Below are 22,636 nucleotides of genomic sequence, written 5' to 3'. Positions count from 1 at the left end.
AAGTTGATCAGTAAAGAAAATTTTAATAGAACTATTAATTAAAATAGTTCTATTTATTTCCTGATGCTATTGAGATTCTATTCCAAAGGTTGACTTGATTGATTATCATAACGATCTCAAAGTATTCTTCTTGTGTATAATACTTTAATACTGCTTCATAATCTTTATCGTTTATTTTTGAATTCAAGTATGTTAATTTTTCAGCTAGTTGTAATGCTGCTTTTTCTTTTTCGTTATATAGTTTACTTTCGTTAAAATTAGCGAGATCTTGTATTTTATTTGAATCTATTTTAAATTTTTCGCTTTTCTTTTGATGTAAATTTTGACAGTAAGTGCAACCATTAATTTGGGAGCATCTGAGTTTAATAAGTTCTCGTAAGCCTTTATCAATGGATGTTTTATTCACTACTCTTTCTATATCGAGTATTAATGCCATGTATTTTTGATTGATTTTAAAGTAGTTGAAGCGGTTATCCATTTTTAAAAAGCTCGCAATTTTAGACATAAATTTAGATAACATAATAACGCCTCCTTCGAGATTACTAATTAATGTATAATTAATTGTATAGATTAAATTTATGCCCTACAAACAAATTTAAGTAAATACAACACATTTGTTAATCTGTTGCAGAGGTGTTTAAAATGAAGAAAAAGACTGAAGAAAAACTATATAAAGCTTTAGTTATGCTGTTAGAAAATGATGATTATGAAAAAGTAACAATACTGCAGATTTGTCAGGAAGCAGGGGTCAATCGTTCTACTTTTTATAGGAAGTTTAAATCAAAGGATGATTTATTACGTTGGAAATCTAATCAACTCGTTCAAATATATATTCATGAACTTAATGAGCTTGGAAAAGTGAATATGGATGATGTTGTAATCTTTTTTTATCAATTTTGGATAAAATACAAGTCATTTATATTAATGCTTCAGAAACAAAATATGCAACTGTTCTTACTAAACGAGTTTAATCGTCATATTTTAAATGTACATCAATCAACAAGAGAAAAATTTCAGCATAATTTAAACGATGAATATATGATGTTATCTTTATCTTTTAATGTCGGTGGATTGTGGAACATGTTGCTTTATGCTATAGAAAATAATTATAGCGAGGAAGAATTTTTAAAAGGTTTTCAAGAAATTAAGTTATTTTATAACATATGAAATGAGAAAAACTCAGGTTAAGACATACATTATGTCCTAGCCTGAGTTTTTTATTATTGTGCTGTATATCCGCCGTCTATTAAGATAGATTGACCAGTTACGCTTTTGGCTTTGTCACTGGCTATGAATACGGAATAGTCTGCTACGTCTTGAATGTCGACGAGTCGTTTTTGAGGAATCATTGGGAATAATACTTCATCAAGTACTTGATCAACACTTACGTTTCGTGTTTTGGCTAAGTCTTCCATTTGGCCACGTACAAGTGGTGTATCAATGTAACCTGGGCATATGGCATTTACCGTGATACCGTCTTCTGCAGTTTCTAAAGCAGTGACTTTTGTTAAACCGATAATGCCATGTTTGGCACTGTTATATGCAGATTTTCCTGAAAATCCGATAACGCCATTAATAGAAGACATATTTAAGATACGACCAAATTGTTGTTTTTTCATAATAGGTAATACATGTTTCGTCATGATGAATGTACCCACTAACATAATATCAATCATTTGTTTGAATTTAGCTGTTGGGAAATCCTCAATATTTGAGACATGTTGTAAGCCTGCGTTGTTTACTAAAACATCTATACGACCGTAATGTTTTTCAGTTTCATCTACAAGGTTTATGACATCATCTTCATTCGAAACATCTGCTGGAATACCGATACAGTCAAACCCTTTATCTTTAAGGTCACGCACGACATTGTCTAAATTAGTTTTATTAATGTCTGTGAATACTACTTTTGCACCTTGGTTTAAAAATTCTTTAGCGATTTCTAAACCAATACCGCTAGCAGAACCTGAAATAATCGTAACTTTATCTTTTAACATCGAAATCCCTCCATATTTTTCTCTATATATTTAGTTTACTTCTACAATATTGATAAGTAAAATGAATATTAATAATGAAATCTATAACTCAAAGTTATAGAGAGGAGGATTTAATTTGGAAATCCGTCAATTTAATTATTTTATGACAGTAGCCAAACTGGGGAGTTTCACTAAGGCTTCACAACAATTACATGTTTCTCAACCAGCGCTTAGTAAGACAATCAAAGCATTTGAATCAGAATTGAATGTTGAGTTGTTAGACCGTTCAGACAGACAAGTTAAACTTACAGATTCAGGTGAAATTGTTTATAATCATGGACTCAAAATCTTTGATACATTAAACTCTTTAACTTCGAATTTGAACGATAATAGTTCATTAAAAAGTGGGAATATAAAGATTGGCTTACCTTCATTAATTGGCATTATGTTCTTTCCTAGCATGATAAAAGGCTTCTCTTCGGCGTATCCACATTTAACAACAGAATTAATAGAAGAAGGTACTCATAAAGTTATACGTTTAGTGGATGAAGGTGAGATAGATTGTGGCATTGTTATGTTACCAGTAGATGAAACAAAATTCGACGTCTATCAATTGACGAAAGATAAATTGATGTTATATCTACAAAAGTCACATCCATTAGCGCAACGTTCGGAAGTTGCATTAACAGATATTAAGCATGAACCGACTATTTTATTTACGGAAGATTTTACGATGCATGATCGTATTATTCAAGAATGTGATAAATTCGGATTTAAGCCAAATATTGCGTATCAAAGTGCGCAATGGGATTTTATCAAAGATATGGTAGAAAATAATTTAGGCGTTACGTTCTTTCCAGAATCATTAAAGCGCAAAATCGATTATGATAAAATCACTGCAGTACCTATAACAGAACCGTATATTTATTGGGAAGTGGGTCTTATCGTTAAAAAAGATAGATATCGTTCACATGCAACACGAGCACTAATTGATTATATATTAGAGAATGGTATTTAGTTTGTTATAACTTTTAGTTATAGAAATTATGATATTTATATATTTAACAAATAATCGTATCAGGACTATATTAGTAATTGTTCACAGGAAAAATTAAAGATAGCAATTACGAATAGGGAGCGATTTATTATGGATCAAACTAAATACCAACAAGGTATGGATAAACTTATGGAATATACTGCAGAGACAGGTTCAACACATTTAAAAATAGCTGACAATCTTAAAGATATAGCACCTGACGTTTCAAAATATATTATTGAATTTGCTTATGGAGATATTTATTCACGTAAAGGTTTAACAAATCAACAACGTGCTTTAATAACCGTTTCTTCACTTGTAACACAAGGAACAGAACCTCAATTAGAATTACACATCAATACAGCATTAACTTCAGGCGTGACGCCAGAGGAAATCATAGAAACAATTACACATTTAATACCTTATACTGGTTTCCCACGTGTATTAAATGCGTTAACAGTAGCTCAAAAAGTATTTGATGACAGAGAGATAAAAGTAGATTTGTCTAAAGTAGAACAATAATACAACCCAAAAAACCGCCCGATCTGTAGTTTACTGCTAAGGATCGTGCGGTTATTTTTATACATATTTTTATATTCCAAAATGTATTGAGATATTACATTATCATATTTAAATTAAAGTTATCTTTTTAAACATAGATATTCATTCAGAATTTAAGTATTAAATCATAAAAATTTTCTTGACTAATATAAAAATACATATTAATCTATAAGTACAATATTAATGTGTATTGTACTTATACCTAAAATTACAGAATCTACTAAAACAAGGCAAAATGCCGTGTTTATCTCGTCAACTTGTTGGCGAGATTTTTTTATATCAATAATATAAATTTCATGTATCTGGGAGTGGTCATATGAAAAGGAATTATATCTTAGGATTAGATATCGGAATTACATCAGTGGGTTATGGAATTATTGATTATGAAACTAGAGATGTCATAGATGCGGGCGTACGTTTATTTAAAGAGGCTAATATTGAAAATAATGAAGGACGACGATCAAAAAGAGGTGCCAGAAGGCTTAAGAGACGTCGTAGACATAGATTACAAAGAGTAAAGAAACTTTTGTTTGATTATAATTTGCTGACAGATCATAGTGAACTAAGTGGAATCAATCCTTACGAGGCACGTGTAAAGGGATTAAGTCAAAAATTAAGTGAAGCGGAATTTTCTGCGGCATTGCTACATTTAGCAAAACGTAGAGGTGTACATAATGTTAATGAAGTGGAAGAAGATACAGGTAATGAATTATCTACTAAAGAACAAATTTCAAGAAATAGTAAAGCATTAGAAGAGAAGTATGTTGCAGAATTACAGTTGGAACGTTTGAAAACAGACGGTGAAGTGAGAGGATCGATTAACCGTTTCAAAACATCTGACTATGTAAAAGAAGCAAAGCAGTTATTAAAAGTACAAAAAGCATATCATCAACTTGATCAATCATTTATAGATACTTATATCGATTTATTGGAAACAAGAAGAACATATTATGAGGGACCAGGTGAAGATAGCCCATTTGGCTGGAAAGATATTAAAGAATGGTATGAAATGTTAATGGGACATTGTACGTATTTCCCAGAAGAATTACGCAGTGTGAAATATGCTTATAATGCTGATTTATATAATGCGCTGAATGATTTGAACAACTTGGTTATTGCACGAGATGAGAATGAGAAGCTAGAGTATTATGAAAAATTCCAAATTATCGAGAATGTCTTTAAACAAAAGAAAAAGCCGACGCTTAAACAAATCGCGAAGGAAATCTTGGTGAATGAAGAAGACATCAAAGGCTATCGTGTGACAAGTACAGGTAAACCAGAATTTTCAAACTTGAAAGTTTATCACGATATCAAAGATATTACAGCAAGAAAAGAAATTATCGAGAATGCAGAGCTACTCGATCAAATCGCTGAAATATTAACCATTTACCAGTCATCAGAAGATATACAAGAAGAATTAGCAAACCTAAATTCAGAATTGACACAAGAAGAGATTGAACAAATTTCAAACTTGAAGGGTTATACAGGAACTCATAACCTTTCACTAAAGGCAATAAATTTAATATTAGACGAATTGTGGCATACGAACGATAATCAAATGGTAATTTTCAATCGTTTGAAACTTGTACCTAAAAAGGTGGATTTAAGCCAACAAAAAGAAATTCCTACTACTTTAGTTGATGATTTTATATTATCTCCAGTGGTGAAACGTTCATTTATACAATCTATTAAAGTCATTAACGCTATTATTAAAAAATACGGTTTGCCAAATGATATTATTATTGAACTTGCGAGAGAAAAGAATTCTAAAGATGCACAAAAAATAATTAAAGAAATGCAGAAGAGAAATCGTCAAACGAATCAACGTATTGAGGAAATTATAAGAACAACAGGTAAAGAAAATGCTAAATATTTAATTGAAAAAATTAAGTTGCATGATATGCAAGAAGGGAAATGTTTATACTCGTTAGAAGCAATCCCTCTAGAAGATTTGCTTAATAATCCGTTCAATTACGAAGTAGACCATATCATTCCACGTTCTGTTTCTTTCGATAACTCTTTCAATAATAAAGTGTTAGTAAAACAAGAAGAAAATAGTAAAAAAGGTAATAGAACGCCATTTCAATATTTAAGTTCTTCAGATTCTAAAATAAGTTATGAAACATTCAAAAAGCATATTTTAAATCTTGCTAAAGGCAAAGGTAGAATCTCTAAGAAGAAAAAAGAATATTTGTTAGAAGAACGAGATATCAATCGCTTTAGTGTCCAAAAAGATTTTATTAACCGTAACTTAGTAGATACACGTTATGCGACAAGAGAGTTAATGAGCTTACTGAGATCGTATTTTAGAGTGAATAATTTAGATGTCAAAGTGAAATCGATTAATGGCGGATTTACAAGTTTCTTAAGAAGGAAATGGAAGTTCAAAAAAGAAAGAAATAAAGGCTACAAACACCATGCTGAAGATGCACTGATTATTGCGAATGCTGATTTTATTTTCAAAGAATGGAAAAAACTAGATAAAGCTAAAAAAGTGATGGAAAATCAAACGGTTGAAGAAAAACAAGCTGAAAGTATGCCTGAAATTGAGACTGAGCAAGAGTATAAAGAAATTTTTATAACGCCTCACCAAATTCAACATATTAAGGATTTTAAAGATTATAAGTATTCACATAGAGTTGATAAAAAGCCGAATAGAGAGTTAATAAATGATACATTATATTCTACGAGAAAAGATGATAAGGGTAATACATTAATCGTTAATAACTTAAATGGTTTATACGATAAAGATAATGATAAATTGAAAAAGTTAATTAATAAATCACCTGAAAAATTATTAATGTATCATCATGATCCTCAAACGTATCAAAAGTTAAAATTGATTATGGAACAATATGGAGATGAGAAAAATCCACTTTATAAATATTATGAAGAAACAGGCAATTACTTAACGAAATATAGTAAAAAAGATAACGGACCAGTCATCAAAAAAATTAAATATTATGAAAAGAAGGTATATGTATATAAAGATATTACGGGAGACTATCCAAAAAGCAGAAATAAAGTAGTAAAAACATCATTAAAACCATATCGTTTTGATGTTTATTTAGATAATGGCGTATATAAATTTGTGACAGTTAAAAATTTAGAACTTATCAAAAAAGAAAACTACTATGAAGTTAATTCAAAGTGTTATGAAAAAGCAAAAAAACTGAAGAAAATTAGTGGTCAAGCAGAATTTATTGCAAGTTTTTACAATAATGACTTGATTAAGGTTAATGGAGAATTATATAGAGTTATAGGTGTAAATAGTGATCTGGATAACAAAATTGAAGTAAATATGGTAGATATCACATATAGAGAATATTTAAAAAATATGAATGATAAAAGAGATCCAAGATTAATTAAAACAATAGGAGGCAAAACACAATCTATTAAAAAATATTCTACAGATATTTTAGGTAATCTTTATGAAGTGAAAAGTAAACAAAAGCCCCAAATGATAATGAAAGGGTGATTGAATTGTGGCATGGAGAATTGTATATCTTTCAGAAGTAGATAAGCTTGCATTAAATTTAAATAATTTAAAAGTCGTAAAAAGGGATTTGGAGGTAAAAATCCCCCTCAGCGATATTTTCTCGATTCATAAAGCTACTCTCATTTAAATATGTTTATTCGGAAGATTATGCCAGACTCATTACTCGTTTAGAACAAGTCGTCCCATTAGTAGTGGATGAAATGAATTATCAAGCAAAAGAAAAAGCATTTGTAATCTATTTATATCCAGAAGCGGGCCTTAGCATTAAAGAACAAATAAGGTTTAGAAATATACTAAACAACTTACCTGTTCCAGTTATTGTTTTAACCGAATCACCATATTTTTTATCTGATAACCTTAAAGGACTCAATTATTTTATTAATAATGTTCAAAAGATTACAGAATCATTTTTTGAACATAGCTATTGGAATGCACCTATTAATCTCGAAAAAGAACGAATTAAAGAAAGATTTGAATATTTATTTGTAAAATATTGTTCAGTTTTAGAAATAAAACCGATTATTTCCAACTATTTGCTTGCGGATATCATTGCTTTTAATGATATCGATCTTTATATTATTGTTTCATTTTTAAAGCATTGTAATTTAGAGTACACATTAGAAATTGATAAAACAAAAATTTCATTAGCATTATCGACTTATCTATTTTCTTAATAATAATTTGAGTTTATAATTGTGCTAGAGGTTTTAGTACTCTGTAATTTTAGGTATAAGGTATATTGTTGCGTATACAGAAGATGGTGATATATAGTTTTAGTACTCTGTAATTTTAGGTATAAGGTATATTGGTAGTGCCTTGTTGCTTGCTGATGTTGAGTTTTAGTACTCTGTAATTTTAGGTATAAGGTATATAACAGCCTTTAAAAAGGTTAACTATAGATAGTTTTAGTACTCTGTAATTTTAGGTATAAGGTATACGAAGACGAAAGAACCACAAAGGTCAGGCAGTTTTAGTACTCTGTAATTTTAGGTATAAGGTATATAAAAATTTACAAATAAAAAAGTCACTCAAAGTTTTAGTACTCTGTAATTTTAGGTATAAGAAATACAACGAACTAATTACCCTTATTATCAAGACGTTTTAGTACTCTGTAATATTAGGTATAAGGTAGACAAAAAGAACCGAACAAACCATTCCCTTCTGGTTTTAGAACTCTGTAATATTAGGTATGAGGTAGACAAGAATCTGAATACAAGTTCTGACGATGCCGTTTTAGTACTCAGTAATTTTAGGTATGCGGTAGACATGCAGTTAAGTTAAAAGAAAATACTGATGGTTTTAGTACTCTGTAATTTTAGGTATAAGGTATATTATTAGCACTAATTATTATGGCAGTAATGGGTTTTAGAACTCTGTAATTTTAGGTATAAGGTATATAAGCTAATTTATATGGTTACGATATTTTGAGTTTTAGTACTCTGTAATTTTAGGTATAATGTAGACGACCCGAAGATTATTACAATCAGCGTGACAGTTTTAGAACTCTGTAATTTTAGGCATAAGGTATACGAACATTAATGACATCCAGTGATTCCACTTGTTTTAGTACTCTGTAATTTTAGGTATAAGGTATATCTATGCCGACATTCGTCTTCAAGTTTAGTTGTTTTAGTACTCTGTAGTTTTAGGCATAAGGTATACGAACATTAATGACATCCAGTGATTCCACTTGTTTTAGTACTCTATAATTTTCAGTATAAGTATCGACCTTCTACGCTTAGTTAGACATCTTCTATGAATAGAAGTTTTGTTGAAATTAAGAAGGTAGGGGGTCTTATTTTGTGAATAGAGCATACGGTTATGAATTCATACAGTAATTTAATACAAACCAAAAAACCGCCCGATCCTGTAGCTCTCACTACGAATCGGGCGGTTATTTTTTACATCATTTAATTATTCCATTAAGTAACTGTCTTCGGCGCGTTTGATTGTTTTCTTTTTCCATGGATCGAGTATTGGTTTAACGATAAATCCTATTGTGAATATGACGACGCCGAATAATACGAGGCATATGAGATTGTATATGAGTATTTCTGGTACGACGCCTCCGACCGCTTCTCTTAAAGCATCTACAGCATAAGTAAATGGCAAGTACGGATGTATGGCTTGGAAGAATTTTGGTGTGACTTGTATCGGGAATGTCCCACCACCTCCTGCTATTTGTAGTACCATAATGACAATTGCTAATGCTTTACCTACGTTACCGAATAGGGACACTAATGTATAGACGATACATATAAATACGATTGAAACGAGTACAGCTAATAGTATAAATAATAATCTATTATCGATTGCTGCGCCTAATATAAACATATCTCCTAGTGACACGATAATGGACTGTATAATACCTATAATAATGAATATAAAGCTCTTTCCAACGAATGTTTCTCTCAATGAATATTTCTGCTTAATTTCTGGATTTTTAATATCTGTTGTTAATAAGTTAGATAATAGTAAAGCACCTACCCAAATTGCTAAAGAAGTATAGAATGGTGTACTTGCTGTTCCGTAGTTTGGCACACTAAATAATGATTCTTCTTTTAATTCTATTGGATGTGCGATAATATCTGCTTGTTTCTTTAAATCATTTTTCAATAATTTAATCAATTCGTGAACTGTATCATCTTTATCTATTTCTCTAACTTTCTTCGCTGCTTTCTTAATATCTTCTTCAATACCTGGCAAATCATTACGCGCAAATTCTGCTAAGTCATGAATTTCTTTTTGAGCTTCTGGTAAGTTGTCGTCTATTAATTGAACAGCACGATCGTATTTATCAATCATTGTTGGTAAATCATTATTTGAGAACTGTGCGAGCTTTTTAACTTCTGATTGAACATTTGGTAGTTCATTTTCAACATAATAAGCACCTTTACCGACTTGTTCTTTAAATTTAGGGAAGTTTGTTTGAGCTACTTCATTAATGTTATTAAACTTTCTTTCGAGTTCAGGTAATTCATTGTTGATGCTGACTAATAAATCATGACCATTTTGTAAGGAACTTTTCCCAGTTTGAATCACATTATCTATCATGTTCATGGAACTTCTAATCTTCGCGATATCATCGATACCTTTAGTTAACGCTTGATCGATTTGATTAACGCCTTCCATTAAAGTCGTCTTAAAATCACTGCTCGTATATTTTAATAAATTGTCTAAAGATATAAGATTAGAATCTATTAATTTATCTAATGCTAATACTTCTTCTTTGCCAGATTTACCGTTATTTAAAGCATTAATCAGATTGCTTTGTCCATTAATAACACTTTGTAAATCTTTGTTAGCTGATTCAAATTGTGAAATGGCTGATGAAGTATCAATACCTTCAGATTTCTGAAGTTCCTTTAAAATATCAATCATAGAATTATTAAAAGTGACACCTTGTTTTAAACGTGATTGATTGTTTTTCACAGTGTCAGCAAGTTGTTTACTGTCTTGGCTCATCAAGATACTTTGATTAATAGCTTGCATGCTTTCTAAATCTTTTTTGTTCATAGTAGCTTGTTCATTACTGTAGTCTGCGAGTGCTGTTAAAGATTCGCTCAGTGCAGATTTCATTTCATTTAATTCTTGATCAGTTAATACATTTTTAGAAGCTTGGTCATTATTTTCGTTATTATCATTTTCTTCTTCATAAGCTTGTTGCGTTGTTACGATATCATTATCTTTATCTTGATCTTCAGTTGATGCTTTTTCTTCAGTTTCTTCTTTAGAAGCATCGTCTGCTTGTTCTTTATCACTTTCTTGATCTTCAGCATTTTGTTCCTTATTATTATCTTCTTTGTTTTCTTCTTCTGACGACTGTTGAGGTTCTTTTGTACTTTGTTCAGGTTTCGCTTTGTTATCTTTATTATCTTTCTTGTCTTTCTCTTGTTCTGATTTCAGCTTTTCGTTCGCTTTTTCAGTTTTTTCCTGAGCTTTTTTAGCATCTGCTTCATACTGATCTAATTTACGATTTAATTCAGGTAAATATTGTTCTGCTTTATTGATAGCTGCTAATGCTTTTTCAGTTGCTTCAATACCTTGAGGTACGCCTTTATTGATTTTAGGAAATTGTTGCTGTACTTTATTCGCTTTTGCTAATGCACTTTCGATTTCAGGCATTTTGGCATTTAGTTTCGTAATTAATTGAGCTGCTTGGTTAATGTCACCCATTTTACTGTTTACTTCATTAATCTTCTTAACGCCTTCATTAATGTCGCCTTTGTAATTTCCAAGTGCTTCGAATTCATCTTTATACTTTGTGATGTCATCTTGATGTTCATCAATTTCTATTACTTTCTCTTTGAATTCTTCTATTTTAGGAAGATTATCTTCAGCAGTATATACAGCGTTTTTAATTTTGCTTAAAGTAGGTAATTCATTTTCAAGATCTAAACCAACTTGATTTGCTTCTTTTAATAATGCTTTCGTTGCATTCTCGCCAAACTCTTTATTTAAAGAATCTACAATGGATGATGCACCAGCGTTTGTCATTTTAGGTGCAATGGCATTTAATTTCTCGTTTACTTTGTAATCAATAACGGCTTTCTTTGGTTTCTTATGATAGATGCTTGTGACTTCATCAGAAAAAGTCTTATGTAAATATATAGAGGCATAATAATCACCTTTTTCAACACCATTGTCAGCCTTCTTACGATTCACAAATTCCCATCCAAACTTATCGTTCTTCTTCAATTGTTCAACTAATTGGTCACCAACGTTAATTTCTTTACCTTCAACCTTAGCACCCTTATCTTCATTCACGACAGCAATTTTAATACCTTGCGTATTGTTGTATGGATCCCACGTAGAACTTAAATTAAACCACGCATAGAATGATGGCAAAATAGAAAGACCTAATAATAATATAATCACAAACGGCACACGTTTGATATTTTTAATATCTTCAATAAAAATTTCAAATGGTTTCTTCAAAATCATAACTCCTTATCCATTAGTACATGACATGTACTATAAATATCAATACCGCTATCATACCCCATGTTCAAAATCAATTCAATCCCTTTTGTTATATCAGTATATTTATAAACGCTAATATATGACCGAAATACCATGTTATAGATATATCAGTATATTAAAATAGAAAATATTTCTATTTTTGGATATCGACAAAAAAGCCTTCTTTCAAAGACTGCAGATGTAATGTCTGCATTGAAAGAGGGTGGAGTGAATGTCTATTGGTAATTGAATCGATATGTGAAATATTAGATAATAGGAATAATATTTTATATTGCAGTATTAATAGAAAGTGAATAGGAGATTAAAAATGATTATTAACCTCGAAGAAATGAACATAAACTTTGATCTAGAAAGTGAAACGCCTTTTTTTCAAGTATCTAATGAAAATAGAGTGCGTTTTGATGTAGAATACGTAAACAAGAAGCAACTTTCCAATATTATTAATCAATTATTTACCAACCAAACTAAAACAAAGTGTTCGTTTTTATCAGAGTATAAATATCCTGTTAAATTTAGAGAAAAAACACGATTGGGTCGTTTCTTCAAAATTACAAACTGGAAAGAAGAACTACACACTTCAAATGAAGAATATATAATAGTAACTACAGAGAACTTAAAAAATGATGAAATCATTAATTATTGTTTATATATCCAAAAAGGTATGATTCAACCTTATATCATATTCTATAATAAGCAAAATATAATCTATATTAGTAACGATGTTATAGATATTATAAGCAGCTCGAAAGATATGATTAGCAATATAAAATTGGAGTTTAAAGAGTTTATAGATGTTTGTTATGAAATATTAGAATAGCGAAGCGTAAATATGCTTCGCTATTTTTGTACTCTAATAGACAATCAAAAAAATATATTAAATTTATTAAATGGTCATTATATGTCCATGTATTGTATTTAACTAAAGATAAGTAGCATTTTATTAACTTTAGGAGGATAGAATATGTATTCAAAAAAGGTCGTTACATTGATTTTAGGGCTTTTACTATTATTGTTTGCAGTTAACAAAGCGGATGCGGTGGGAAATTATTATTATAATGGTATGGAAAGCTGGAATGCTAATTCTGCATATAAGAAAGCTCAAAAAATAAATAATAAAGATATTATCATGAAGCGTTATGATTATGCGCATAAGAATAAATATAAAGCGGTTGGTCGTGTTTCTAATATGGATGGCTGGAAAGGTCCGGGTAAAGATAGTATGGGAACAGGCTTTGTAGTAGGTAACCATACATTTGTTACGAATGCACATGTTGTTGAAAGAGCAAATGGCAGACAAACGGATCCTAAAAAAATAAAATTCCAATTAAATCGAGATGGCAAAAAAATACCTTATCAATTCCAAGCTAAAAAAATTTATAAGGTTCCTGCTTATGATATGGTCGTCGTAGAAACGAAAGAAAATATGGTTCAAAAGGCAAAAGTTCAACCTTTAAAACTAGCAACTAATAAACAAATCAAATCATTGAAATTCAATGATAATTTATACTCATTAGGCTATCCAGTCGTTAATGGAAATAATACATACGCTTATTGGAATAAGTTGAAATTTTTACAAGAGTCTTCTAATAAAGCAGAATTAATGACGAAAGATAAGTTTAGAGCGGGAGATTCAGGTTCTCCAATGGTAAATGGTAATTTTGAAGTATATGCATTAAGAACGTATGGGTATAATTTGAGAGGTAATTCAGGCTACCAGTATGCTAAACAAGAAGTAGCTGGAGGAGAATCAATTTACGGAAATCCAAGAGCGTTTATACTTAAACATAATCGATAATATATAAACAGAGCATCCCTCAATTATTGAGAGATGCTCTGTTATTTTGTGGATCTTTAATCGTGTATTATCTTATTAATTATTCTTTATCTTCTGATGTCTTTTTGCGTCTAAATAATAGGAATGCTGATCCTAACATAGCGATAAGTGTACCAAATAATGTAGTATGTTCTACTTTAGATTCACCTGTATCTGGTAATTTATGAGTATCTTTATGATTAGTATCTTTAGAAGTGTGTGCTTGATTATTATTATTTAGTTTCACTATGTTGTTTGAGCTAACTGAGTTGTCTGATTTAACTGGGACAACATTGTTTGAATGGCCAGTTTTATCCATGTTTCCTGGATTATCTGGGTTGCTCGGATTATCTGGGTTGCTCGGATTATCTGGGTTGTCAGGTTTATCTGGGTTGTCAGGATTATCAGGGTTGTCCGGATTGTCTGGGTTCTCCGGATTATCCGGGTTATCAGGATTATCTGGGTTGTCTGGAATTTCACATACTTCATTGATATATTCTACTTGTTTAGGTGTTAAACTTGATTTGATATAATCTAATTCTGCTTTATTAATCTCTTCTTCAGACATACCTTGTGCACGCATAGCTTCTTTTTTAAGTTCTAATTGTCTGAGTAAATCTTCTTCGTTCCACTCTCCACTAACATTGACACTTGTAGTAAGCGGTCCGCCACTAAAGTCTTGTGGTGTATCAAATTGTTTATTAAATACAATACCGTAAGCACTATTTGCTACTACGTTACCTAAGTTAATGATTGCGATATTACCATCAAATGTGATGTTTTCAGGTGTAATGATATTCGTATATGAACTCTTACCATCCTTTGAAACAGCAGGATAATATCTATTCACTAACCAATCAGACGCATCAGAAGTTGTGACATTATCATAAGGCAACGTCACGCGCATAACAGCATTATCAATTGCATAGTCAGTCGCAAAAACAATTCTCCAATTTTGTGCTGTTGTTGCTTCATTTGGACCACTTTGCCAATGGTGAACTTCTAAATTTCCCGGGCCATAATTATGAGCGTCAGTTGCATTTGGATGGTTATTTGGATTTTTCACTTTTTCTTGAAAACCATTGTTAGAATAGTCATCTAAATTTGTATCCATAACACTTTTAGCATTAAGATTAACTTTATTTGTATATTCAGTTGTCACTTCATCAGCTGTACAATGCTCGCTTGTTTTCACGCCGTTTTTAACAGTTTGTGTTTGTTCAGGCACATAACCATTTTGCCCATTGAAATACGTCAAAGCACCATCTTTATCTGTATCCTTTTTAGCATCAGCCTCATTGTTTACTGCAATAGAATTTGTGTCTTGATCAGGATATTGCTTTGCAGCATAAGAAGTAGCTTCATCGTTATTATCTTCAGGTGTCTCACTTGCTTCATTTGTTGTAACGTCTGTGTTCTCGTTCGATTCATTAGTCGTTTCTGGTTGTGTAGCATCGCTTGGTTGTTCCACAGCAGTATTTTCTGAATCTGTATTTGTAGTTTCACTATTGATGCTTGTATTGTCTGTTTCTACTGCGCTATTTTCACTTGCTTGTGCTTCATGTTGAATACCCATGACTAATAAAGTTCCCAATAAAATAGATCCCGTCCCGATTTTGAACTTTCTTAATGAAAATCTTTGATAAGTGTTCCTTTGCATTAAAATTCAACTCCATCCCGTATTATGTTACATATTACATCTATCTAATATATTTATACCTCACGGATATTAATAAAACAATAGGTTTTTTCATAAATATGTAACTGTTTACAAAATATTGAAAAATAAAGTTTATACATATAACAAACATTTTTGTTTTAAAGTAATTTTTAATATTTATAACAATGCATAATATGCAATAAAGTGCGTAAGTCATATGAATTGACGATGATTCCACACGAGTCTAATATAAGCAAAGAAGAATACAAATATAGTATTCTATCCAGTAAGTAACGGAGGAATTTATGATGCTAAATGCTAAAGCGAGAGCAGTAAGTAGTCCGGATTCTAATTTTTTTGCGACAGAAATTACGAGAAGAGATTTAGATAAACATGATATTTTGATAGAAATTAAATATGCAGGAATATGCCATTCAGATATTCACACTGCACATGGAGAATGGGGACCAGTGAACTATCCTTTAGTACCGGGTCACGAGATTGCGGGTATTGTTAAAGAAGTTGGTTCTGATGTAAGTAAATATCAAGTAGATGACCGTGTTGGTGTTGGTTGTATGGTTGATTCATGTGGCGAATGTGAACATTGTCAAAATGGAGAAGAACAATACTGCGTAAAAGGAATGGTTGGTACATATGCAGGTACTGACAGATATGGTGAACCTACTCAAGGTGGTTATTCAACACATATCGTTGTACATGAAGATTTCGTACTACGTATTCCAGATAATATTCCTTTGGATGAAGCGGCACCTTTACTTTGTGCAGGTATTACAACGTATTCACCTTTAAACCACTGGAAAGCATACGAAGGTAAAAATGTAGCTGTTATCGGTATGGGTGGACTTGGTCATATGGCTGTTCAAATTGCACATGCAATGGGCGCTGATGTAACAGTATTATCACGTACATTAAATAAAAAAGAAGACGGCTTGAAATTAGGCGCTTCTCATTATTATGCAACAAGTGATGAGTCAACATTTGAAGAACTTGCTAACTCATTTGATTTAATTATTAATACGGTAAGTGCTAATTTACCAATAGATGATTATCTTAGATTATTAAGATTAGACGGTACACTTGTAAACGTAGGTGCACCAGCAGAACCCGTATCATTACGCGTAGCAAACTTAATCGGTCACCGTAGATCATTTGCAGGTTCAGCAATAGGTGGTATAAGAGAAACACAAGAAATGTTAGACTTCTGTTCAGAACATAACATTAGACCACAAATCGAACTAATTTCAGCAGATCAAATAGACGAAGCATATGAAAGAGTCTTATCATCTGATGTTAAATATCGTTTCGTAATCGATACAAGCACAATGTAATAACGTAAAAAGTGTCCATATGATGGGCACTTTTTTGTTTTAAAGTGGTGTTGTTAGTAACACTTTCGCAGAGTTTTGTAACTAAGGCACCCGTTAGTAACAGTTTGGGCGAGTTTTGTAACTAAGGCGCTCGTTAATTACAGATTCCCTAACTTTTGTAACTAACTCACCCAACAATCCCACACTACCCAACAAAAAATCCCCTGCTAACTCCAACGTTAACAGGGGATTCCTTTATTGATTCATTTTAAGATTCTACGACGTCTTCCATTTGGGCTTCGAATTCATCTAGTAATGCGCGTACTTCGTCTGTTGTTTCTGTACTCATTAATTGATGTCTTAATTCGCTAGCGCCTCTCATGCTACGTACGTATATTTTGAAGAATCTACGTAAGCTTTTGAATTGTCGTGTTTCACTAGTTGCGTATTTATCGAATAATGTGAGATGTAATCTGAGTAAGTCTAATAGTTCTTTACTTGTATGTTCGCGAGGCTCTTTCTCAAATGCGAATGGATTATTGAAGATACCTCTACCGATCATAACACCATCGATGCCGTATTTTTCAGCAAGCTCAAGACCTGTCTTTCTATCAGGAATATCACCGTTAATCGTTAACAATGTATTAGGTGCGATTTCGTCACGCAAATTCTTGATTGCTTCGATTAATTCCCAGTGTGCATCTACTTTACTCATTTCTTTACGCGTACGAAGATGAATAGATAAGTTTGCGATATCTTGTTCGAAGACATGCTTTAACCAATCTCTCCATTCTTCTATATCATAATAACCGAGGCGTGTCTTAACACTTACCGGTAGACCACCAGCTTTTGCTGCTTGAATAATTTCAGCAGCACGTTCAGGTCTTAGTATTAAGCCAGAACCTTTACCTTTGCCTGCAACGTTTGCTACAGGACATCCCATATTCAAATCAATCCCTTTAAAGCCCATTTCTGCCATTCCGATACTCATTTCTCGGAAATGATCTGGCTTGTCGCCCCATATATGTGCGACGATAGGTTGTTCATCTTCACTGAATGTTAAGCGTCCGCGAACACTGTGTATACCTTCAGGGTGACAAAAACTTTCCGTATTTGTAAACTCAGTGAAAAAGACATCTGGTCTCGCTGCTTCACTGACTACGTGACGAAAGACGATATCCGTAACGTCTTCCATAGGTGCCAAAATAAAAAATGGACGTGGCAATTCACTCCAAAAATTTTCTTTCATAATATATTTTAACCTTCTTATTTATTAATTTATTAAATATTTATCCATGATGATATTACCATAAAAGTGCAACTTATACAAAAGGATATTTACTCATTTTAATTCAGATTACTTGTCATAACATCTAAACAATTTAATCCGTAAAGCATGCATTTTGACTTTCTCGTGTGGCTTTGTATAACATGATGATATTAGAGAAAGCTTTCGAGGAGATGTCGTCGTGGAAGAGTTGAAACACCGGGATAAGACTTTGCTTATTACGATTTTGATGGTAGGGTCATTTGTGGCCATTTTGAACCAGACACTCATGACTACAGCCTTACCAAGTATTATGAAAGAAATGCATTTAACGAGCAGTACAGTACAATGGCTAACGTCTATATTTATGTTAGTGAATGGTATTATGATTCCGATTACGGCATATTTAACACAGCGGTTTACGACTAGAACGTTATACTTTGCAGCTTTAACATTCTTTATAGTAGGTTCTATTATTTGTGTTATAACGGATCAATTTAGCGTGATACTCGCAGGACGTGCAGTTCAAGCAATGGGTGCTGGTATTATGATGCCTTTAATGCAAACAGTGTTATTCCTCGTTTATCCAGCAGATAAAAGAGGACAAGCAATGGGGATGTTTGGATTAGTCGTCGGTTTCGCACCAGCAATCGGTCCAACTCTATCAGGTTGGGTCGTATCTCAATACAGTTGGAAAGTAATATTCTACATTCTATTAGTTGTAGCTATTGTAGATTTATTATTTGCGATGAAATTCGTTAAGAATGTAACGGATGTCACGAAACCGAAGCTTAATAAACTGTCTGTTACACTGTCGACATTAGGCTTTGCGGCATTATTATTTGGATTTAGTGAAGCGGGTAATTTAGGCTGGCATCATCCTTTAGTGTATTCAATGATCATTGCAGGGATTGTCATCTTAACAATGTTTATCGTGAAACAATTAAGTATGACTGAGCCGTTTCTTAACGTACGTGTCTTCACCTATAAATCCTTTACGATCAATATGATTATCGTTTGTATCGTCTTTGTTTCATTTATAGGTAGTCAAACAGTATTGTCATTCTACTTACAAAATCTACACGGATATTCACCATTGATGTCAGGATTAGCACTTATGCCAGGTGGAATTATTACAGGTCTACTTTCACCATTCACAGGTAAAATATTCGATAAATACGGTGGTAAGTTATTATCCATCATAGGCGTTTCAATTGTCGTGATAACATCATTTGCTTTCACACAACTCGATGCACACACATCATTCGCTTATGTCACAATATTCTTTGCCATTTCACTCGCAGCAAATGCGATGGTCTTCAATCCATTAACAACAGCTGCGTTAAACAATTTATCACGTGAATTAGTACCACATGGAACATCGATGAATAATACAATGAGACAAGTCGGCGCAGCAATGGGTTCAGCAATATTAGTAACAGTTATGAACACAGCCATCTTAAACCCACATGAATATGGAATAGAAGGATTAGTACACGGCGTACGTGTCGCATACGTTGTCATCTGTATTGTTGCGGTACTCGGATTAATATTAGCAATTATCAACCCAACATCTAAAAAAGGCTATAAAGAAGCATAACGAAATGAAGCATGAGAGCGGGACATACATAATGTCCCAGTCTTATGCTTATTTTTATAGGTCAAGTAGTATGACATCAGACAACCCTCAGACTGACCCTTGCAGGGTTATAAGTAATACATAAGGAAATTTATGTAAACATACTTTATACTTAAATCAAAATAACAGAATTGAGGTTATCGTAGTGAAGAAGTTATGGATTTTGGGGATGGGTATCGTTATTCTAATGATTTTTGGAATCATGATTATGACGAAACCATCTAACGAACATCATTCAACAACAGTTAAATCAACAAACTCAACTTATATAAACAGCCAAATACCGACACTATTTCTACATGGTTATGCAGGAAGTGCGAATTCAGAGAAATATATGGTTCAACAAGCGAAGAAAAAAGGCGTCACAAAAGAAGTTATCACAGCATATGTATCTGAAGATGGAGAAGTTGAATTAAAAGGCAAACTTAAAAAAGGTGCGACTAATCCTATTGTTCAAATAGAACTAGAAAATAATAAACAAGGTGATCTGGATCTCAATGCAGAATGGTTTAAAAACGTACTAGCGAAATTACAAAGTGAATATGGCATTAAGAAATTTAATTTTGTCGGACATTCAATGGGGAATTTGTCATTTGCTAAATATATGTTGAAATACGGGGATGATGAAACATTACCTCAGTTGAATAAAGAAGTGAACATTGCCGGTACATTTAACGGTGTATTAAATATGAATGAACAAGTAAATGAAATTATTGTGGATAGAAGCGGGAAACCAAGTCGCATGAATCCACCTTATCCAGAATTACAACAATTGAAAGACATCTATAAAGGACAAGAAATAGAAGTATTAAACATATATGGTGAATTACAAGACGGCACAAATTCAGACGGCCGCGTATCCAACAGCTCATCAAAGTCTTTAAAATATTTACTAGGAAATAGTCCAAAAAGCTATAAAGAATCCAAATACGAAGGCAAAACAGCCCAGCACAGCGAACTACACGAAAACAAACAAGTCGCGAATGAGATAGTAGAGTTTCTGTGGGGGAGGTAGGGAGATTGAATAAGTAAATCGAAAAAGTATTTGACCTTAAAGTGTGGTTTAATGATAGGTTTTAAATGAAGGAGGTATATTGTATGAGAATTGACGATGTTTCCAAAAGTTTAAACATTACTAAATCACAAATTAGGTATTATGAAAAAGTAGGTTTACTAACAATTCCGAGAGATGCGAATCAATATCGTTACTTTACAATATCGACTTATCATATTGATAACTTAAATAGAAGTAGAAATAAGAATAAAACTATGGATAAAATGATAGATGGAATTGCGAAGAAAGTAATGAAAAAGCTAGAAGAATAGATAAAAAAATAAACTGTGTAAGTAGAGAAGATGAATACTACTTGCGCAGTTTTTTTTAATTTGAATGTACTTTAATTTAATAAAAAAGAGCAAAAACTTCTATGCTATGATTACACATATTACTCTTAGTATATAGATAAATAGACAATTAATGTCCATTTAAATAAGTATATTAATATTATAAATACTGAATGGAGAGAATTGTATGAGCGAAAAATTATGGGACGAATTCATTCAATTTTGGGATGAAGATGAAATTAAAGAAAAAGCTGAGAGATATCAAGAATTATATGAAAATCCAGAAGAAATTGATAATGATTTTTCATGGGTAAATAAAAAGGAGAAACTAAATAAAATCTCTAAAGCAGCGATGTGGGGTATACCAAATCATATACTAGGAGATATAGATAATTCTAAATTTATTATTGGATTATTTAACCCGGGAACACATATGAATAAAACAACATCTGAAGAATGTTCAACAGTCGGAGAATATATTCAAAGTGAAGTATCTCTTGAAAAAAATATTGTTGATGGAGTTGAGTTTGATTCTAAAGAAGTATATGAAACAAATGACGTTGAAATTAGTATGCTTCATGATTTTTACTATAATCATATTTTGTCTAAGGAAAATGTAATATCACAAGAATTAAAAAAATTATATAAAATCTATTGTGAGAACGAACAAGAATTCAAACTTTATTTGCAAAGTGGTCATTCAAAGAGGTTTAAAGCAGTAGCATATTATTTAGGACAGTATTATTCACATGTATTTCATGGAAGTGGCCCTGGATATGTCAGATGTATGAAGCATTATAGTTCAATTTTTAAAAAGATGAATAAAGCCAAATGCTATGATAGTGAAGTTGAACAAAAATTTGAGGAAGCATTAATAAAATTAAAAATAACTAATATAGAATTAATTCCATATAGAACATCTGAATCTAATGATATTGGATTTAGTAAGAAACAAGAAAGTAGTATACTTAGTGCAAAAGTTATTTTGGAAAAATTACTTACTGATAAAGAATCTATAGTTATTTTAAGAAGTAGAGGAAAATGGGAAGGTTTATTTAAGAAAGAATGTGCTTCTAAAGATGTAAATTATTCACAAGAAATTGAACCAAGATTATTTGAATTGGGTACAAGTGGAGCAATATCGTATAAAAATTTATATCCTGTAAAGAAGAAAAAGAATAATTCAAAATTAAAGAATGAAGACTTATCAGAAAGATATAAACAGGAAATCAATAAAATAGTTGATGAACTAAGCGAAGAAATTAGGTTGAAAGAATTTGAGGAGTATCTAGATAATGTTATCGCTATGTATCATTAATATTCATCAATCGTATACTAAATGTAAAAGATCTACAATGTAGCTGTTGCACTAACCTCAATAAGTGGGAGTAAAATAAAAACACTTTCGTTGATTTCATAATTAAATGAATTTAACGTAAGTGTTTTTTCTATAAAAAAGTTTCTTCATATCAAAAACGAAATAATTGGTAAATATATTCTATAATCTTAAAATTTACACCACATAAAATG

17 protein-coding genes are annotated in these 22,636 nt (G+C 31.7%); 12 read left to right on the top strand and 5 right to left on the bottom strand.

Translation table 11 applies throughout. From position 1 onward, the window contains the following. Positions 1–49: 49 nt before the first annotated feature. Positions 50–520, bottom strand: coding sequence for a carboxymuconolactone decarboxylase family protein (locus LQ677_RS10160; RefSeq protein ID WP_239748813.1), 471 nt, complete (start codon positions 518–520; stop codon positions 50–52). Between the two features lie 122 nt (positions 521–642). Here LQ677_RS10160 and LQ677_RS10155 point away from each other — a divergent pair, with 122 nt between their 5' ends. Beyond that, positions 643–1,167: a TetR/AcrR family transcriptional regulator gene (locus LQ677_RS10155; RefSeq protein ID WP_239748812.1), complete on the top strand. Its 525-nt coding sequence runs from the start codon at positions 643–645 to the stop codon at positions 1,165–1,167. Between the two features lie 53 nt (positions 1,168–1,220). Here LQ677_RS10155 and LQ677_RS10150 read toward each other — a convergent pair whose 3' ends face one another. Next, positions 1,221–1,997, bottom strand: a complete 777-nt coding sequence (locus LQ677_RS10150) for a 3-hydroxybutyrate dehydrogenase (protein ID WP_239748811.1) — start codon at positions 1,995–1,997, stop codon at positions 1,221–1,223. Between the two features lie 115 nt (positions 1,998–2,112). Between LQ677_RS10150 and LQ677_RS10145 the strand changes: the two genes are divergently transcribed. The 4 genes from LQ677_RS10145 to LQ677_RS10130 all read left to right on the top strand — a co-directional run bounded on the left by LQ677_RS10145 (position 2,113) and on the right by LQ677_RS10130 (position 7,746). Further along, positions 2,113–2,994, top strand: coding sequence for a LysR family transcriptional regulator (locus tag LQ677_RS10145; RefSeq protein ID WP_126476739.1), 882 nt, complete (start codon positions 2,113–2,115; stop codon positions 2,992–2,994). A 129-nt stretch (positions 2,995–3,123) separates the two neighbouring features. Beyond that, positions 3,124–3,534 (top strand): carboxymuconolactone decarboxylase family protein, encoded by a 411-nt coding sequence (locus LQ677_RS10140; RefSeq protein WP_239748810.1) that lies wholly within the window; start codon positions 3,124–3,126, stop codon positions 3,532–3,534. Between the two features lie 355 nt (positions 3,535–3,889). Next, positions 3,890–7,051: a type II CRISPR RNA-guided endonuclease Cas9 gene (gene cas9 / locus LQ677_RS10135; protein ID WP_239748809.1), complete on the top strand. Its 3,162-nt coding sequence runs from the start codon at positions 3,890–3,892 to the stop codon at positions 7,049–7,051. A gap of 212 nt (positions 7,052–7,263) precedes the next feature. Then, positions 7,264–7,746: a hypothetical protein gene (locus tag LQ677_RS10130; protein ID WP_239748808.1), complete on the top strand. Its 483-nt coding sequence runs from the start codon at positions 7,264–7,266 to the stop codon at positions 7,744–7,746. A 1,240-nt stretch (positions 7,747–8,986) separates the two neighbouring features. Here the strand turns inward: LQ677_RS10130 and LQ677_RS10125 are convergent. After that, complete coding sequence (locus LQ677_RS10125; protein ID WP_239748807.1) at positions 8,987–12,016, bottom strand: YhgE/Pip domain-containing protein; 3,030 nt, start codon at positions 12,014–12,016, stop codon at positions 8,987–8,989. Positions 12,017–12,362: 346 nt separating this feature from the next. Between LQ677_RS10125 and LQ677_RS10120 the strand changes: the two genes are divergently transcribed. Both LQ677_RS10120 and LQ677_RS10115 read left to right on the top strand, forming a co-directional pair. Further along, on the top strand, positions 12,363–12,872 hold the full coding sequence (locus LQ677_RS10120; RefSeq protein WP_239748806.1) for a phage tail protein: 510 nt from the start codon (positions 12,363–12,365) through the stop codon (positions 12,870–12,872). Between the two features lie 144 nt (positions 12,873–13,016). Further along, the gene (locus tag LQ677_RS10115) at positions 13,017–13,850 is read left to right on the top strand and encodes a trypsin-like serine peptidase (protein ID WP_196307558.1); all 834 of its coding nucleotides are present in this window, start codon (positions 13,017–13,019) and stop codon (positions 13,848–13,850) included. A gap of 79 nt (positions 13,851–13,929) precedes the next feature. On the opposite strand, the gene LQ677_RS10110 is transcribed toward LQ677_RS10115, so the two are convergent. Beyond that, complete coding sequence (locus tag LQ677_RS10110) at positions 13,930–15,528, bottom strand: fibronectin-binding protein FnbA (RefSeq protein ID WP_239748805.1); 1,599 nt, start codon at positions 15,526–15,528, stop codon at positions 13,930–13,932. A 308-nt stretch (positions 15,529–15,836) separates the two neighbouring features. Here LQ677_RS10110 and LQ677_RS10105 point away from each other — a divergent pair, with 308 nt between their 5' ends. Next, positions 15,837–16,877 carry an NAD(P)-dependent alcohol dehydrogenase gene (locus LQ677_RS10105; RefSeq protein ID WP_231296708.1) on the top strand — a complete coding sequence of 347 codons (1,041 nt, stop codon included), beginning with the start codon at positions 15,837–15,839 and terminating at the stop codon, positions 16,875–16,877. A gap of 247 nt (positions 16,878–17,124) precedes the next feature. Here the strand turns inward: LQ677_RS10105 and LQ677_RS10100 are convergent, their stop codons facing one another. Beyond that, a complete protein-coding gene (locus tag LQ677_RS10100) occupies positions 17,125–18,105 on the bottom strand; it encodes a tRNA dihydrouridine synthase (protein ID WP_025904672.1) in 981 nt (326 codons plus the stop codon). Positions 18,106–18,325: 220 nt separating this feature from the next. Between LQ677_RS10100 and LQ677_RS10095 the strand changes: the two genes are divergently transcribed. The 4 genes from LQ677_RS10095 to LQ677_RS10080 all read left to right on the top strand — a co-directional run bounded on the left by LQ677_RS10095 (position 18,326) and on the right by LQ677_RS10080 (position 22,424). Then, the gene (locus tag LQ677_RS10095; protein ID WP_037589661.1) at positions 18,326–19,723 is read left to right on the top strand and encodes an MDR family MFS transporter; all 1,398 of its coding nucleotides are present in this window, start codon (positions 18,326–18,328) and stop codon (positions 19,721–19,723) included. Between the two features lie 184 nt (positions 19,724–19,907). Beyond that, positions 19,908–20,777 carry an alpha/beta hydrolase gene (locus LQ677_RS10090; protein ID WP_239748804.1) on the top strand — a complete coding sequence of 290 codons (870 nt, stop codon included), beginning with the start codon at positions 19,908–19,910 and terminating at the stop codon, positions 20,775–20,777. An 83-nt stretch (positions 20,778–20,860) separates the two neighbouring features. Further along, positions 20,861–21,088, top strand: a complete 228-nt coding sequence (locus LQ677_RS10085) for a MerR family transcriptional regulator (RefSeq protein ID WP_204255476.1) — start codon at positions 20,861–20,863, stop codon at positions 21,086–21,088. Between the two features lie 205 nt (positions 21,089–21,293). After that, positions 21,294–22,424: a hypothetical protein gene (locus tag LQ677_RS10080; protein ID WP_239748803.1), complete on the top strand. Its 1,131-nt coding sequence runs from the start codon at positions 21,294–21,296 to the stop codon at positions 22,422–22,424. Positions 22,425–22,636: the final 212 nt, after the last annotated feature.

This window comes from Mammaliicoccus sp. Q-M61, assembly GCF_022386055.1.
Lineage (GTDB): Bacteria > Bacillota > Bacilli > Staphylococcales > Staphylococcaceae > Mammaliicoccus > Mammaliicoccus sciuri_A.
Note: the sequence above shows the minus strand (reverse complement) of the source record. Positions and strands in the feature narration are given on the sequence as shown.